Raw genomic sequence first — 15,709 nt, forward strand, 5'->3', positions numbered from 1 at the left:
AGGAACAAATTTAAAGTATTAAAAGGGGATACGAACCATGGCTTATAACAAACCTCAGCAAATTGCTGAAGTAACGGTGGAGAACGGAATCAAGAAGGCGCACAATCCGCTGAGTACCGTCCTTATACTTGGCTTCCTGGGCGGTGCATTTATCGCTCTCGGGTTTTTGCTGGATATCCGCGTAATTGCCTCCGCGCCTAAAGAATGGGGCTCCATTGCGAATTTCATCGGGGCTGCCGTCTTTCCGGTAGGTCTGATTCTTGTGCTGCTGGCAGGAGCGGAACTGCTGACAGGCAATATGATGGCGGTGCCGCTAGCCTTTATGGCTAAGAAGATTTCATTCAAGGATGTCGTCAAGAACTTGACGCTGATCACGCTAAGTAACTTGGCGGGGGCCTTGTTTGTTGCCTATTTCTTCGGACATGTCGCCGGACTGACGTCAGACGGAGTGTATTTGGAGAAACTGGTGGATATGGCGGGACATAAGCTTGAAGCTGGATTCCTCCCGGCTTTCGTATCGGGTATCGGCTGTAACTGGCTCGTGGCTCTGGCGGTATGGCTCTCCTACGGGGCAGATAGCTTCAGCGGCAAAATCCTCGGCATCTGGTTCCCGACCATGGCGTTCGTCGCCATCGGCTTCCAGCACGTTGTAGCCAATATGTTTCTCATTCCGGCGGCGATCTTTGAAGGGCATTACTCCTGGTATGAGTACTTCATGAACTTTATTCCAGTCTGGCTGGGAAATCTCACAGGCGGGGCTATCTTTGTAGCGGCAGCATATTGGGCAGCTTACTTGCGTAAGGTGCCTACGGCGGTGCAAGCGGTGGACGGCATGTCTGTTGCGAGTGCGAAGAAGCATGCTTAATGCGTAGACCCACGGGGCTGCGTTGATGAACAGACATTCTCTAGGGTTCGCAGGTCCTGAAGTTAAGTGACAGGTCAGCGTCTCTAGGGAGTGTTTTTTTGTACGGTGACATAACAAAAATTCGCCGCACTTCCGACTCGGGGGAACGAAATCGAAGCGCACGGCGATTCTAATAGGGAGTGTTTCTTAGACTTCATTACCCCAGGAATACAGGAGTGAATCAGAATCAATCAAGACAAGAGAGAGCGGTCATTCCATTGGCTCTACTCACTTTGATATAATATTGCAATGCTGCGACAAAGCGGTAGTGTACAGGCTTGCCCTACAACTGCTAATGGGAGGATACTGGATGGAATTGACCACACCAATCTTATAGAGGATGTACATTAGTTATGAAGTTTTTATCTGCTTATCCTAAAGAAGTTAAAGTATTTCTGATTGCCAGCTTGATCAATGCGACAGGCAGTGCGCTGATGTGGCCGCTCGTGACTATGTATGTATTCGATGAGCTTGGCCGCAGCATGAAGGATGCCGGTCTGGTCATTCTGATTCAATCCCTGGGAGGGATTGCCGGTCAACTGCTGGGTGGCTCCCTGTACCATAAAGTTGGCGTGAACCGCCTGATCGTCGGGGCGCTTGCCATGAACGCCCTTGCGTTGTTCACACTTCCGGCAGCCAGTCAGAGTTGGACGATTTTCATGATTGTAATGGGACTTGTGGGGCTATTTAATTCGCTGTCACTCCCGGCGATTCAGGCCTTTATCGGCTTTCGCTTTGCCAAGCAGCGGGGTGAGCTGTTTAACATAGTCTACGTCGCCAATAATATAGGAGTGGCGCTGGGTACGGCCTTAAGCGGTTTTCTCGCCGATATCTCCTATATGCTGAGCTTTGTGATGAACGGTGTGACCTCGGCCGTGTTCGCCGTATTCTTCTTTATGTATCTACGGCGAGTCGGAACGGGACCGGAAGCAGAGGGAGCCGATTATAAAAAACAACAGCAACGCAGCCAGTCTGGCTGGCTGCTGATGGGGAATACAAGAATCTACCTCTATATGTCGGTAGCTTCGCTGTTCCTGCTGGTCGGCAACTCCATTTGGAACACAGGTGTATCACCGTTTATTATTTCGGAAGACTGGCCTAAGAAGGCCTATGGCTTTCTGTGGACGCTGAACGGTATTCTGATCTTTGCTGCCCAGCCTGTGATTAGCCTGCTGAAGCGCTGGCTGGCCAAAGATTCCACGGCCCAAATGACGGCCAGCGCACTGCTCTATTTGAGTGGCTATGCCGTGATCCTGAGCGTGCAGAATTACCCCGGCCTTATTCTGGCCATGGTATTGACCACGTTCGGTGAAATGTTAATCTCTCCGGCCATGCCGGCTTTCATCACCGAACATGCGAACCGCAGTGCCCCGTTCTACCTGGGGCTGAGCGGAGGCATTGGAGCCATCGGCAGAGTCATCGGCCCTTATTTCATGGGCAGTCTGTATGACAGTGGGGGATTGTCGCCAACCGCCTGGCTGGCGTGTGCCATGGCAGTGCTGTCCACCCTGTTCTTCATCATTCATGCCTACATCAATCGCCGGCGTGACTCGGCGGATCAGGCAACCGTATCATCTTAGGCATTGGCATGGGGAGCCATTGACCTGATATATATTCCAGAGTGTTGGGCAGGGGGAGAAGCTTATGCAACGAATGGATAGCGGGACGCTGATAATCAGGCCCTCGGAGATCAGGGATGCCAGTGATCTGATTGCGCTGGATCATCTCGTCTGGACCGAGGAGACGACACCGGGGCCTTTGAAATGGCGCTCGCGGAAGGATTATCTGCAGCATTCACCGCCTGGATCGCAGCTATTGGCTGTACTGGATGGCAGACTGTGCGGGTATGTTGGCTTTGGCAGTCCCAGCCAGATGGAGAGCCACCGGCATGTCTGTGAGATTAATATTGCTGTCCATCCGGAGTTTCGGCGGGCCGGTATTGGACGCCAACTGGTGGAAGCGGTCAAAAGACATGTCAGGGATTATGCAATTCGCAAGCTCCGCCTGCGTGTACTTGCAAGCAATGAGGCGGCACTGGCGTTCTACCGATCCTGTGGATTTCAGGAAGAGGGACGATTGCGGGAAGAATTTTATCTCGGCGGCCATTATGTCGATGAGATCTTCATGGGTCTTATGCTGACCAAGGGCCAAGAAGCGGGGACGGGTTCCACTTAAAAAAGCAACCCGTTCTCCATTGTGCAAGGAGAAACGGGTTGCTTGCTTACGGCTGATTGGCTAGCCCAGCAGCTGCCACTCACTACGCAGCAGGCCGTACACGGCGTGATTCACGTAGCCGTCCGGCAGCTGCTCTGCCTGGCGGATCACACCTTCCAGCACGAAGCCTAGCCGCTCAGGAATGGCACGGCTAGAGGCGTTGCCTTTGGCACACCGGATTTCTATCCGGTTCAGCTCCATCTCCAGCAGCGCGTAGTCGACGAAGACCCGCACAGCACTGGTCATGTATCCTTTGCCTTCGTAGCCTTCGCCCAGCCAGTAGCCGATGCCGACGGAACGATTATTCCAGTCGATCTCGTGGTAGCCGATCACGCCGGCCAGTTCACCTTGCACCCATAGTCCTGCTGAGAAGCCGCCGTTGTCACTACCCAGCTTTATGGCATTCTTGATAAAGCTGGCGATATGGGCCTGCTCCGTGACGCCGTCTACCCACGGTAGCCACTGTCTAAGTCGCTCCCGTGAGCGATCCACGAGCTGGAACATCGGGCGGGCGTGCTCCGGCGCCAGCGGCTTCAGCATAAGTTCTTCGTCTATAACGTAATTAAACAAGTTGCAGCCTCCTCTGCAGCCCATGGCCTGATCTGTCTATCTGCGCTGTTTCCATTCCAGCGCATAAATGTCTTCTTCCAGCGACTGCATCCGCTGCCCTACCAGGCTGCGGCAATCTTTGAGCGCTTCATTGTAGATGGAAGGGCCCAATTCTTGCAGGAAGAAGTCGAGCAGATTATCTGCGGCCAGGTGACCGATTGTCTCACCGCGCTCAGCCTCAAAGTGGTTGCGAATATTCTCTACAAGAAGCTCCCGCTGCTCTTTGGGCAGCTTAATGACTTTCACAGGCGAATCCCCCTTATAGATGTAAATTAAGGTAAAAAGGTTCTATGCTTTCATGCTACTCTATCGCCACGAGTGAAGTCAAAAGATTCATAGGTGCCGGAAGAAACCACTTGGCACCCTGTCCCCTTTTATTGAACAATCCCTGCGTAACGGGTATATTAGTAGGAAACATGTTCATACAAGGTAGTAGTAACATTCCAGAAGCGAAAGGTTGATATCTGTGGAGAATCGTAGTACCCCCTCCAATTTTATTAAGAACGTTATCACTGAAGATCTCCGCTCGGGTAAAGCCAAGGAAGTGATCACCCGGTTTCCACCGGAGCCGAACGGCTATTTACATATCGGACATGCCAAGGCGATTTGGATCAACTTTACCCTTGCGGATGAGTTCGGTGGCAAGACCAATCTGAGATTTGATGACACGAATCCCGTCAAAGAGGATATTGAGTTCGTCAATTCCATTAAGGAGGACGTGAAGTGGCTCGGCTATGAATGGGAAGAGCTGCGCTTTGCCTCCGATTATTTCGAGGAAATGTATGCGCGCGCTGAACTATTGATCAACAAAGGCAAAGCCTATGTGGACGATCTCAGCGCTGAACAGATCCGTGAGCTGCGCGGAACGTTGTCACAGCCGGGACAGAACAGCCCTTACCGTGAACGCAGTATCGAAGAGAACCTCGACCTGTTCCGTCGCATGCGTGCGGGAGAATTCCAGAACGGTGAGAAGGTGCTTCGTGCCAAGATCGACATGCTATCGCCGAACATTAACCTTCGTGATCCGGTCATTTATCGAATTTCCCATGCTCACCACCACAATACTGGCGACAAATGGTGCATCTATCCGATGTATGCCTTTGCCCATCCGTTAGAAGACGCCATCGAGGGTGTAACGCATTCTCTGTGTTCTCTGGAGTTCGAAGATCAACGTCCATTCTACGATTGGGTAATCGCGGAATGCGAAATGCCGTCTGTACCGCATCAATACGAATTTGGACGCCTCAATCTCGCTCAGACCGTAACGAGCAAGCGTAAGTTGAAACTGCTGGTTGATGAAGGCCATGTCGATGGCTGGGACGATCCGCGTATGCCTACGGTTTCGGGTCTGCGCCGCCGTGGTTATACACCTGAAGCGATCCGCAATTTTGTGTTCGAGACCGGAATCTCCAAGAACAACGGTTTGGTGGATTACCCGATGCTGGAGCATTTCATCCGTGAGGACCTTAAACTGCGCGTGCCGCGCACAATGGCGGTGCTTCGTCCGCTTAAGGTGGTCATTACGAACTATCCAGAAGGCCAAATTGAATGGCTGGAGGCGGAGAATAATTCGGAGAATGAAGAAATGGGCTCTCGCCAAATTCCATTCTCTCGTGAAATCTACATCGAACGCGATGACTTCATGGAGAACCCGCCAAGCAAATATTTCCGCCTGTTCCCTGGTAATGAGGTGCGCTTGAAGCATGCTTACTTCATCAAGTGCAATGAGGTTATCAAGGATGAGAACGGTGAGGTTATTGAACTGCATTGTACCTATGATCAAGAGACGAAGAGCGGCAGCGGATTTACAGGTCGCAAGGTCAAAGGTACGCTGCATTGGGTCGAAGCAAGTCAGGCCGTTCCGGCAGAATTCCGCCTCTTGGAGCCGCTCATTGCAGTAGAGGAGCCGGATCAAGCAGCGGACGTGGAAGGTCTGGATGAAGCAGGGGACAAGCCAGAACCAACCTTCCTGGATCAGTTGAACCCGAACTCCCTGGAGATTCTGCAGGGCTTTGTGGAGCCGGGCCTGAAGGACAGTGTGCCGCAGGACAAGTTCCAATTCTTCCGTCATGGCTACTTCAACGTGGACAGCAAATATTCAGCGCCGGGTCAGCCGGTCTTCAATCTGGTAGTATCCTTGAAAAGCTCGTTCCAACTGCCTAAATAAGCAATTTGGAATCACAGATACAAAGACCAGACATACAAAAGGGGAGTTTCTGCAGGCACTGAACAGTGCTGCGGAACTCCCCCTATTTGCATATGAACGCTGATTATAACTCTATTTCTTCCTCCAACAACGCTGGTTCTTCAGAGACAGGCTGATAGCGGCCGCGAATGACGAAAAGCCACATAAACCCGAAGCCGAGCGTTCCGATAAAGGTTAGGAATACGCTGCCTTGATACATGCTGAGGGCTCCGAGATTCTGGTACAACCATCCGCCGAGAATCCCGCCCAGAATCCCGGAGATTCCGCTCCAGGTCAAGGTGTAGAGCGCTTGTCCTGAAGATTGGTATGGACGGGGCACAAGCAGACGAGTTAACTGAGCACCAACATAGAAAAATCCACCAAAGGTAACACTGTGCAGAATCTGTATCAAGGCTACCTCCAGTGGCATCGTTGCATCGGCCATCAGCCACCATCGCAGCACGTACAGGGCGCTGACCAATGTCAGACAGCCGATCAGAACCGAGATTTTACGTTTCAGGAATCGTTCGCACAGGACGAATACGCCTACCTCCAAAATGGACGAGAGGAAGACAGCCAGTCCGATCATGGTTTTGGAACCACCCAAATCAGTGATATACAGCGACATGAACGTCGTATTCATCGTGTTCGGAATGGAAACGAGAATCCCGAAGAGAATAAAGCATAGGAAGAACGGATTAGCAAAAAGCTTGGTAAAGCCTCTGAACGGCAGCGGAGCCATCCCGATGGAATGATTCAGCTTGGGCAGTACCAGTAGCGATATCATTGAAGCGCATAACAGTGCTGCGAACAGATAGGATAATATGGATACTCCCATTCGATCAATAATGGGACCTACAGCTATAGCTGTGACGGCCCACCCCAGCGAGCCCCACAGCCGGAAAGACTGGAAGCGGTAGTTCGTTCCGTCTATATAATTCAGAATGATTGTATTACTCTGGGCAAACAACGGCCCTTGGAAGAAAAAGAACAAGATAATGGCGATGTAGATCATCTCATATGTATTCGCTTGAAAGACAAGTTGGGATAAGAGCAGTGTTCCCGTTAGCATAATCAGCACGATTCGGCGAATGTTCTGGTAACGGTTTGTCCAGATGCCCCAGAACGGGTTGGCGAAAATGGAAACGAGCGCACCCAGGGATATGACACTGCCGATCTCAAGTTTGTTCATCCCTACATCCTGCAGGTATAGTTGAAAAAAGCTGGTGAACAGGACCATGGTTCCATATACGAAGAAATTGAACCATTTCAAGGACGTGAAAGAAGATTGCATATGAAGGTTCTCCCGCAATTTGGGCACTCCTTTCCCGCTAAATGCCGTGTATATATTCGTTACAGCCGTTTTTAGGCAGCTTCTATCACTGTAACACGTGTTGAAAAGGGATACAAACCAACTTTTGAGCGGATTTCCAATTCTCTGGTGGTTTTTGCGTGATTGTCGTTATATATACAAGGTACAAGGTGCTATTTTTTAGATTATCCATGATTCACAGCGGCTATCCTGTCTTTTGCTCACTGGCTTCGCTATGTCCTAGATTTTAAATTGTTTAACTTCAGTTTAAACAGCAAAGGTATCATTGGATTTACGGGAGACAGGAGCTGAAAGCCACCTTCTAAGATATCCGAATGAAAAGGAGAACCTCCATGAACAGTAAAAAAACTGAAAAGACACAGGGGGCGGCACTAAAACCGTTCCTGACTCTGCTGAGAGAAACGAAGCCTTCCTACAGCCTGCTGACGACGGCCATTGCGCTCAGTGTCATCTCTACGCTGGTGGGTCTTGTAATCCCTATGTTCACCAAAACGCTGGTTGACGGTTTCTCACTGGCTTCCATAAGCAAACTGCAGATTGCCGGAATCATCGGAGCTTTTATTGCCCAGACGATTGCCGGAGGCGTGTCCATCTACTTGCTGAATTATGTGGGACAAAGGATGGTAGCGGGCTTGCGGGATCGGCTGTGGCGTAAGTTCCTTGTACTGCCGGTGTCCTATTATAATGATAACCGGACTGGTGAAAGCGTCAGCCGAATGACTAATGACACAGGAATCATTAAAACTTTGATCTCCGAACATTTAGCCAGTTTATTTACTGGAGTCATCTCGATTGTCGGCTCCATTGCCGTTCTGCTTTATTTGAATTGGAAAATGACTTTGGTGCTGTTCGCCGTGCTGCCGCTGTCGGCTTTAATATTGGTTCCGCTGGGTCGGCAGATGTACAAAATCTCCAAAGGGATGCAGGATGAGACGGCTTCCTTTACCGCCACGCTGAGTGGGGTACTATCGGAGATCCGGCTGGTCAAGGCTTCCGGCGCGGAGAAACGGGAATATGAGGCCGGCAGAAACGGGATTATGAACCTGTTGACCTTCGGTATTCGTGAGGGTAAGGTCAGTGCCATGATCAGCCCGCTGGTGTCTTTCGTCTTCATGATGTTGCTTGTTGTGATTATCGGTTATGGCGGCATGCAGGTATCGTCGGGGGCATTGACTGCCGGTGAACTGGTTGCTTTCATTCTCTATCTTATCCAAATCATTATGCCGTTGACTCAATTGACCACGTTCTTCACGCAAATTCAGAAGGCCAAGGGCGCTTCGGAGCGTATCATCGAGACCTTGGCGGCTGAAGAAGAGAACTACGAGGGAGAAGTGGAAGCGACAGCCTCTCATGGGCCGATCACGGTGGAAGATTTGAGCTTCGGTTACAAGAACGGTGAGAAGGTACTTAGCAATGTGAGCTTTACCATGCAACCAGGTCAGGTAACAGCCATTGTCGGCCCCAGCGGAGGCGGGAAGACAACATTGTTCTCCATGCTGGAGCGCTTCTATGAGCCCGAGAGTGGTGTGATTCGGCTGGGTGAGAAGCCTGTTACGGATTTTTCCTTGAAATCCTGGCGAAGTCTGATTGGATACGTGTCGCAGGAAAGTCCGCTGTTGGCTGGTACAATTGCTGATAATCTCTCCTACGGCCTCGAACGGGAAGTCAGCCTGGAAGAGATGCGCAGAGCAGCGGCCATGGCCTATGCCGATGGTTTTATCAACGAATTGCCGGACGGATATGAGACGGATGTTGGTGAACGGGGCGTGAAGCTATCGGGTGGACAGCGGCAGCGGATTGCCATTGCCAGAGCGCTGCTGCGCGATCCCGAGATTCTGATGCTGGATGAAGCAACCTCCAGTCTGGACAGTCAATCCGAGGCGGTAGTGCAGAAGGCGCTGACTAATCTGATGAAGGGGAGAACGACGATTGTCATCGCACATCGGTTGGCTACGGTTGTCCATGCAGACCAGCTTATTTTCATGGAAAAGGGTCGGATTACCGGTAAAGGTACACACGAAGAATTGCTAAACCATCATGCGCTGTACCGGGAGTTTGCTACCCAGCAGCTGCAAATGAATGAACCAGCTGCCTATAGCGGCAGCAAAGAGGAGGTTCTGGCAAGTAATGACCAAAATTCTGGTAGTGGACGACGATCCGCATATCCGCGAATTGGTGGAAGTGTTTCTGAGAGCTGAAGGTATAGAAGAGATTTACGGGGCTTCCGACGGGCTGGAAGCGCTCCGTGTTCTGGAGGACATCTCGGTGGATATGGCTATACTGGATGTTATGATGCCGAATATGGATGGCTGGGAGCTGTGTCGGCAGCTACGGAAATTGTATGACTTTCCAATTTTGATGCTGACGGCCAAAGGGGAAACGATGCAGATCGTGAAAGGCTTTGAGCTTGGCACCGACGACTATCTGGTCAAGCCGTTCGAACCGCCAATCCTGATTGCCAGGGTGAAGGCGCTGCTCAAGCGGTATCAGATTTCCGCTGCACAGAGTGTAGTGGTCGGTCATCTGCGAATGAACCGTAAAACCTACGAGGTGAACACCGGGGATGGGGAGATTACATTGCCGCTTAAGGAGTTTGAGTTGCTTTTCAAGCTCGGCAGTTATCCAGGGCAGACCCTGGCCCGAGAGCGGTTGATCGAAGATATCTGGGGTTATGATTTTGAAGGCAATGAGCGGACACTGGACGTGCATATCAACCGTCTGCGGGAACGATTCCCTAGAGAAAAATACGGATTCGCGATCCGTACGCTGCGTGGTCTGGGGTACCGCCTGGAGAGCGACATATGAATAAATCCAAGAAAGTCATCCGATTTTTGTTGTTCATCGGATTCCTCGGCATGGTTCTTCTTAGCTGGACTGGATCTTACTTCCTAATGAATTGGATATTTTCCAGGACTGGCCGTCCTGCTCAGGAATATACGGCAGGGCTACTCACCACGGTTGTGTCGATTGTGTTCTTCTTCGCGTTGGCGTTTTGTGTGTCCGGAACCTTCCGTGGGTGGGAGCGGGTCTTCTACAAGTCAATTATTGAAGGCCTCCGTAGAATTTCCACCGGTGATTTCAACGTCGTTCTGGCCAAGGATAAGGATTATGGTGAATTTGGCGAAATCGCTGAGAGCATCAACAAGATGGCCAGTGAACTGGGCCGGATGGAGACCATGCGTCAGGATTTCATCTCCAATGTCTCACATGAGATCCAATCGCCCTTGACCTCCATTCGGGGCTTTACCCGTGCGCTTCGATCAGAGACGCTCAGTCCGGATACCAGAATGCATTATCTCGACATTATTGAAGCCGAAAGCACAAGGCTATCGGGGCTGAGCGACAATCTGCTGAAGTTGTCTGCGCTGGAAGCGGGTAATTTTCCTTTTGAAAAGAAGGCTTACCGCCTGGATAAGCAGCTACGAGAGATGGTTCTGGCGTCCGAACCGCAGTGGCTGGAGAAGAATATTGAGGTGGAGGCTGAACTTGAGGGCTTAGAGGTACACGCCGTGGAAGATCTCATGAGCCAGGTCTGGACCAATCTGTTGCATAACAGTATTAAGTTCACTCCGGAGGGCGGAAGTATTCGGGTCCGGATGGAGGCTGTGGATTCAGTCGTTCAAGTCGAAATCAGAGATAGCGGGATCGGGATATCGGGAGAAGATCTGCCACGCATCTTTGAACGCTTCTACAAAGCAGACAAAGCAAGAAGTGCTAGTGGAGGTGGCAGTGGCCTCGGATTGTCTCTTGTGAACAAGATTATTGAGATTCACGGGGGGAGCGTCACGGCAACAAGCCGTCCCGGCGAGGGGACGGCTTTTGTAGTAAGTCTGCCTGTGCGAACCTCTTGAAGTGCCAGTTCATGTGCAGACGATTAATGTTTAAGACCTTTCTCCAGCAGCGCCCACAGCTGTTCGAGCTCTTGATCGATACCAGGGCGCTGCCATTCGTATGCATGGGATGGATGATGATAGCTTGCTGTGGCCTGCACGATGGAACGGGATAGTACTTCCGGCGGAGCCGAATCTGCAAGTATACCTTCCCGGACACCTCGTTCTATCACACTGCTCATCTGCTCATAGATGCGCTGGACATGGACTTCAATCAGTGCGGCCGAATCTACTGTAACATCTGCATACATTTTGAACATCTCCGGGTCTTCTGAGGCACAGCGACGTTTAAGCTCAATTAATTTCAGAATATAAAGCCGCAGCTGTACCAGCGGATCTCCTACTGTTTTCTGCGCAATCTCGGCTAGAGGGGCGAGAATCTGCTCCTCAAGCCATCTCTCTGTCACCGCCTCGCGCAATGCCACCTTGCTTGGATAATGCCTGTATAAGGTACCGTGGCTGACCCCGAGCAGCTTCGCCACATCGGTGACCGATGTTTTGTCCGGCCCGAAACGGCGTAAGGTCTGCTCAGCGGCATCCAGAATTTCTGTTTTGCTTAAGATTGAACTTGATTTGGATTGTGCCATGGATTCTTCCTCCTCCAGTGATAAAAGAATAGCATAACGGGTAGTAGAAGAGTATATTACACAAAAATGCTACAAAATTCGACAAGAGTTTACACTTCTTATCTATTCTTAATGAAGGAACTACATATTCATTACGTTCACTGGGGGTTTAACTATTTTGCAGAAGAAAAAAGTTCGTTCATTGCTAACCGCTGCTCTGGCAGTAATGACATTGGGACAGAACTTGTCGCTGCCTACAGCGTATGGCGCTTCAACGGAACCGATGACTAGTCCACCTTCGGGCGGCACCGGAAAATGGATGACTGGCGAATATCATGTGCATACCTATGAGTCAGATGATGCGCAGGAATCATTGAAGGATGTACTAGATACTGCTTTTGAGAAGAATGGTCTGGACTGGCTCTTCCTGGCTGACCATCTGCGGATGTCCGGACGTGACCATGAAGGCACGCCTCTGCCAGGAGGGTCCATTCCGATGTCCAAAGGAATTATTGACTATCAGACACCTATAATTAAAGGCCTTCAGGCTTCGGGAAAATATGTTGGCAAGACCATCTTCTCCGGATTTGAATGGGATATGCCGCAGTATGACCACGCTGCTATCGGTATTGTGACGAATGATCCAGGCTCAGCGGCATCTTTAAAAGCTGTCAATCAGTTCGAATACTTGTTCACTAACCGAGCTGAGAACCTCTTCGATCCTGCGGATGTTACCAAGTGGGCTGCGTTGGATAACAGAGCTTTCTCAACCAAAGCAGATACCCGAAAGGGGATCCAATGGCTCAGTGAGCACTATCCGGAGAGCTACATGCTGATTAACCACCCATCGCGCAAGAATGGCGGAAGCTCGGAGCTGAAAATTGAGGATGTCCGTGACTTCAACAACATTGATCCGCATGTGGCTTTCGGTTTCGAAGGGATGCTGGGTAACCAGATGTCTCCTGACCGGGGGGAAACAGCTGAAGTATACGGCGGAACTGACGTGAAAGTAGCTAAAGTTGGTGGCTTCTGGGATGCCCTGCTTGGCGAGGGCCGCAGATTCTGGAACTTCGCCAATTCCGACTTCCACTTCAAGACCAGCAGAGATAACAAATATTCTAGCGGATACTGGCCGGGGGAATACTCCAAGAACTATACCTGGGTCGATGGTTCAAGCGTTCAGAACATCGTTGACGGTATGCGTTCAGGTAAATCTTTCTCCGTCTTCGGTGATCTGATCAACGCATTGGATTTCAAGGCGTCCGGCGACGGCCGTGAGGAAGCAATGGGCGGGGAGCTTGAGGTTAAGCAGGGTGACAATGTGGAGGTTACCATCCGCTTCAAGAGTCCTGCGAAGAACAACAACGGTGATGCTGTCTCGGTGGATCATGTCGAGTTGATCTCTGGTGAAGTCAGCGGCAAGGTTCAGCCGAATACCCCTGAATATTCCAAACCAACGAATGATACTACTAAAGTCGTAGCCCGGTTTACTAGTGCAGACTGGACTAAGGATTCCGAAGGCTACAACGTGATTACTTACAAGCCGGGAGCGGCAGACAAGAGCCGGTATTACCGACTTAGAGGAACCAACCTCGGGCTTAACGTACCGGGAGAGACGAAAGACGGTGAGCCTTTACTTGATGTAAAGAATAACACTGTCGATAATGCTACCCGCTTCCAGGAAATCAACAGCCGCAACTATGGCGATCTGTGGTTCTACTCCAACCCGATATTTGTGAACGTAGAGCCATACACCGATAAGCAGGCTGTGGAAGATACGACAGCTACACTTAATCTCGGTGATACTAGCGGAATCATCGCAGATCTGAAGCTTCCAGCCGAAGGCCAGCATGGGGCCAAGGTTCAATGGGAGAGCTCAAACGCAGACGTGATTCGCGTCGCTGACGGAACCGGCTATATTACCCGTCCTGCTGCCGGACAGCCGGATGCGATGGTATCACTCAAAGCAACGATTAGTCGCGGTACACAGAGCGCTGTGAAGACGTTCGAGGTTACAGTAAAAGCCAAGGAATATACAGACCTAGAAGCTGTACAGTTGGCCAAAGAAAAGTTGACACTTGGCGATCTTAGCGCTGTGAAGAGTGACTTGTATCTGCCTGCTGCCGGTGGGCAGGGGACAAGTATCGTCTGGGAGAGTTCTAATCCAGTCTTGATGACCAAGGAAGGCAAGCTGGCTTTCCGTCCGAAAAAGGATACTTCGATTACCTTGACAGCAACGATCCTGCGCGGTAACGCTTCTGAGGTGAAGACCTTTGAAGTCAATCTTAGCGGGGACGACAGCATTACACCGCTTGAGCTTTCTGGGGTGATTCACACTGCAGATGGAGCTCAACAACCAAGTGGTGCCTGGAGTAACCAAGATTTCAATGTGAGTGTATCTGCCAGCGTTTATGTTCCAGGCACTACGGTTTCCCTGCAGGTGTCCCTGGATGGAAGTGGCGATTTCCAGCCTTACGAAAGCAAACATTCTCTGAAGATCACAGCTGAAGGACAGCATACGTTGGAGTTCCGGGCTACGGATTCGCTCGGTAATACGGCTACACTGCCGCTTGCTGTGAATATTGACCGCACAGCACCAGTGATCACGCTGAAGGGTGGCAGCACGATTACGTTGACCCAAGGCGATACCTTTGTTGATCCAGGTGCGGAAGTTACGGACAAATTAGGAATTGCAGGCCCTATCGTGGTTAGCGGTTCGGTGGATACCGGAACGCTAGGTACTTACAAGCTGCAATACAATGCTAAGGACTTGGCCGGCAATAGTGCCGTGGAAGTCGTACGTACGGTAATGGTATCTGCTCGCCCGGGTAATGGTAACGGTAATGGCGGGGCTCCTGCGCCAACTGCTACGCCGGTTCCAACTGTTACACCTACCCCGGTTCCTTCCCCGACTCCGGGAAATACTACGAAGCCATCCGCCGAAGGCGTGGAGCTTCAAGTCAATGCGGTGCAGGGAGGGGCTGCCAGTCTTAAAGATTCAGCCGATCTCAAGATCCCGGCAGGAGCACTGGCTGGCGACAGTAAAGTAGCGCTCAAACCGGTAGCACTTCCAGCTGGCGGAACACTGACAGCCGCTAGCTCTGGCGTTGAGATTACCAGTACTAATGCTGGCCTGCTCAATAAGCCGGTCGAATTGACACTGGTCTATGATAAGAACAAGATCACTTCCGGTCATAAAGCTGCGGTCTATTATTACAATGAACAGCGTAGCAAGTGGATTTATGTAGGTGGAGCAGACAATGCCGCTGGCAGTGTTACTACTAGCATTAATCATTTCTCCACTTATGCCGTGTTCAACTATCAAGCCCTGCCGATGACGGATTTGAACAATCATTGGGCTGAGGCCTACACGGATCGCCTGATTGGTATGGAAGTCATGAAAGGTTACGACGATCATAGCTTCCGTCCTGATGAGAAGGTGACTCGGACTCAATTCGCTACCCTCATTGCCAGAGCTCTGGGACTGCAGTCTTCCGGCAATGCTGTAAGCTTTGCCGATCAGGAAGCTATCCCGGCTTGGGCGGCAGGAGATATTGCGGCTGCTGTAGAAGCCGGAATCATCCGTGGTTATGAAGTCGGTGGCAAGACGATTTTCAAAGGGTCTGAGGTCATCACTCGCGCTGAAATGTCAGTGATGCTTGCAAGCGCACTGAACAGCGCACCACATAAAAAGACAAGCAGCAGCATCACCTTTGTGGATCGTTCCGCAATCCCGCAATGGGCGGCTGCGTCCATTGAGACCGGGGCTGCGGCGGGCATTCTGGGTGGGTTTGAGGATCAGACCTTCCGTCCAGAGCGCACAGCAACCCGTGGTGAAGCCGCAACGGCGATCTACAGATTGCTTGAGGCATTGTCCATTTAATACAGTCGTTATTGTATCTGACGGAATATAACGAAAAAGCCGCTTTCCCTGTTGGCTGGGGAAAGCGGATTTTTTGGCTTCCACATCCCGGTCTAAGGATGTGAGGCTGGTGAATTGCGGAAGAG

The 15,709-nt window shown here is 51.0% G+C and carries 12 protein-coding genes; 8 read left to right on the forward strand and 4 right to left on the reverse strand.

What is annotated here, in order from left to right:
* Window positions 1–37: 37 nt before the first annotated feature.
* The 3 genes from AC3Y23_RS12155 (at window position 38) to AC3Y23_RS12165 (ending at window position 3,079) form a co-directional block, all read left to right on the forward strand.
* Window positions 38–865, forward strand: a complete 828-nt coding sequence (locus AC3Y23_RS12155; RefSeq protein ID WP_379199115.1) for a formate/nitrite transporter family protein — start codon at window positions 38–40, stop codon at window positions 863–865.
* Window positions 866–1,257: 392 nt separating this feature from the next.
* Entirely contained in the window at window positions 1,258–2,484 is a 1,227-nt protein-coding gene (locus AC3Y23_RS12160) for an MFS transporter (protein WP_379199117.1), read from the forward strand.
* A gap of 64 nt (window positions 2,485–2,548) precedes the next feature.
* Window positions 2,549–3,079, forward strand: coding sequence for a GNAT family N-acetyltransferase (locus tag AC3Y23_RS12165; RefSeq protein ID WP_379199119.1), 531 nt, complete (start codon window positions 2,549–2,551; stop codon window positions 3,077–3,079).
* Between the two features lie 60 nt (window positions 3,080–3,139).
* On the opposite strand, the gene AC3Y23_RS12170 is transcribed toward AC3Y23_RS12165, so the two are convergent.
* Both AC3Y23_RS12170 and AC3Y23_RS12175 read right to left on the reverse strand, forming a co-directional pair.
* Window positions 3,140–3,688 carry a GNAT family N-acetyltransferase gene (locus tag AC3Y23_RS12170; protein WP_379199357.1) on the reverse strand — a complete coding sequence of 183 codons (549 nt, stop codon included), beginning with the start codon at window positions 3,686–3,688 and terminating at the stop codon, window positions 3,140–3,142.
* A 36-nt stretch (window positions 3,689–3,724) separates the two neighbouring features.
* The gene (locus tag AC3Y23_RS12175) at window positions 3,725–3,973 is read right to left on the reverse strand and encodes a DUF2164 domain-containing protein (RefSeq protein ID WP_379199121.1); all 249 of its coding nucleotides are present in this window, start codon (window positions 3,971–3,973) and stop codon (window positions 3,725–3,727) included.
* Window positions 3,974–4,193: 220 nt separating this feature from the next.
* Between AC3Y23_RS12175 and AC3Y23_RS12180 the strand changes: the two genes are divergently transcribed.
* Complete coding sequence (locus AC3Y23_RS12180) at window positions 4,194–5,894, forward strand: glutamine--tRNA ligase/YqeY domain fusion protein (RefSeq protein WP_379199123.1); 1,701 nt, start codon at window positions 4,194–4,196, stop codon at window positions 5,892–5,894.
* 103 nt (window positions 5,895–5,997) lie between these two features.
* Here AC3Y23_RS12180 and AC3Y23_RS12185 read toward each other — a convergent pair whose 3' ends face one another.
* On the reverse strand, window positions 5,998–7,206 hold the full coding sequence (locus AC3Y23_RS12185; RefSeq protein ID WP_379199125.1) for an MFS transporter: 1,209 nt from the start codon (window positions 7,204–7,206) through the stop codon (window positions 5,998–6,000).
* Between the two features lie 371 nt (window positions 7,207–7,577).
* On the opposite strand from AC3Y23_RS12185, the gene AC3Y23_RS12190 reads away from it, so the two are divergent.
* From AC3Y23_RS12190 to AC3Y23_RS12200, 3 genes are read left to right on the forward strand one after another with little or no spacing between them, the layout of a single operon-like run.
* Window positions 7,578–9,443 carry an ABC transporter ATP-binding protein gene (locus tag AC3Y23_RS12190; RefSeq protein WP_379199127.1) on the forward strand — a complete coding sequence of 622 codons (1,866 nt, stop codon included), beginning with the start codon at window positions 7,578–7,580 and terminating at the stop codon, window positions 9,441–9,443.
* Complete coding sequence (locus AC3Y23_RS12195) at window positions 9,373–10,050, forward strand: response regulator transcription factor (protein WP_379199129.1); 678 nt, start codon at window positions 9,373–9,375, stop codon at window positions 10,048–10,050. The genes AC3Y23_RS12190 and AC3Y23_RS12195 overlap by 71 nt, the downstream gene beginning before the upstream one ends.
* Window positions 10,047–11,096, forward strand: a complete 1,050-nt coding sequence (locus AC3Y23_RS12200) for a sensor histidine kinase (RefSeq protein ID WP_379199131.1) — start codon at window positions 10,047–10,049, stop codon at window positions 11,094–11,096. Before AC3Y23_RS12195 ends, AC3Y23_RS12200 begins: the two co-directional genes overlap by 4 nt.
* 23 nt (window positions 11,097–11,119) lie before the next feature.
* Here the strand turns inward: AC3Y23_RS12200 and AC3Y23_RS12205 are convergent, their stop codons facing one another.
* A complete protein-coding gene (locus AC3Y23_RS12205) occupies window positions 11,120–11,722 on the reverse strand; it encodes a TetR/AcrR family transcriptional regulator (protein ID WP_379199133.1) in 603 nt (200 codons plus the stop codon).
* Between the two features lie 157 nt (window positions 11,723–11,879).
* Here AC3Y23_RS12205 and AC3Y23_RS12210 point away from each other — a divergent pair, with 157 nt between their 5' ends.
* Window positions 11,880–15,584, forward strand: a complete 3,705-nt coding sequence (locus tag AC3Y23_RS12210) for an immunoglobulin-like domain-containing protein (RefSeq protein ID WP_379199135.1) — start codon at window positions 11,880–11,882, stop codon at window positions 15,582–15,584.
* Window positions 15,585–15,709: the final 125 nt, after the last annotated feature.

Source organism: Paenibacillus sp. MAHUQ-45, from assembly GCF_058133325.1.

Excerpts from the sequence above, each read along its gene's own strand:
- AC3Y23_RS12155 (WP_379199115.1), top strand. The coding sequence starts at position 38 with ATGGCTTATAACAAACCTCAGCAAATTGCTGAAGTAACGGTGGAGAAC.
- AC3Y23_RS12165 (WP_379199119.1), top strand. The coding sequence starts at position 2,549 with ATGCAACGAATGGATAGCGGGACGCTGATAATCAGGCCCTCGGAGATC.
- AC3Y23_RS12185 (WP_379199125.1), bottom strand. The coding sequence starts at position 7,206 with ATGCAATCTTCTTTCACGTCCTTGAAATGGTTCAATTTCTTCGTATAT.
- AC3Y23_RS12200 (WP_379199131.1), top strand. The coding sequence starts at position 10,047 with ATGAATAAATCCAAGAAAGTCATCCGATTTTTGTTGTTCATCGGATTC.
- AC3Y23_RS12160 (WP_379199117.1), top strand. The coding sequence starts at position 1,258 with ATGAAGTTTTTATCTGCTTATCCTAAAGAAGTTAAAGTATTTCTGATT.
- AC3Y23_RS12190 (WP_379199127.1), top strand. The coding sequence starts at position 7,578 with ATGAACAGTAAAAAAACTGAAAAGACACAGGGGGCGGCACTAAAACCG.
- AC3Y23_RS12205 (WP_379199133.1), bottom strand. The coding sequence starts at position 11,722 with ATGGCACAATCCAAATCAAGTTCAATCTTAAGCAAAACAGAAATTCTG.
- AC3Y23_RS12195 (WP_379199129.1), top strand. The coding sequence starts at position 9,373 with ATGACCAAAATTCTGGTAGTGGACGACGATCCGCATATCCGCGAATTG.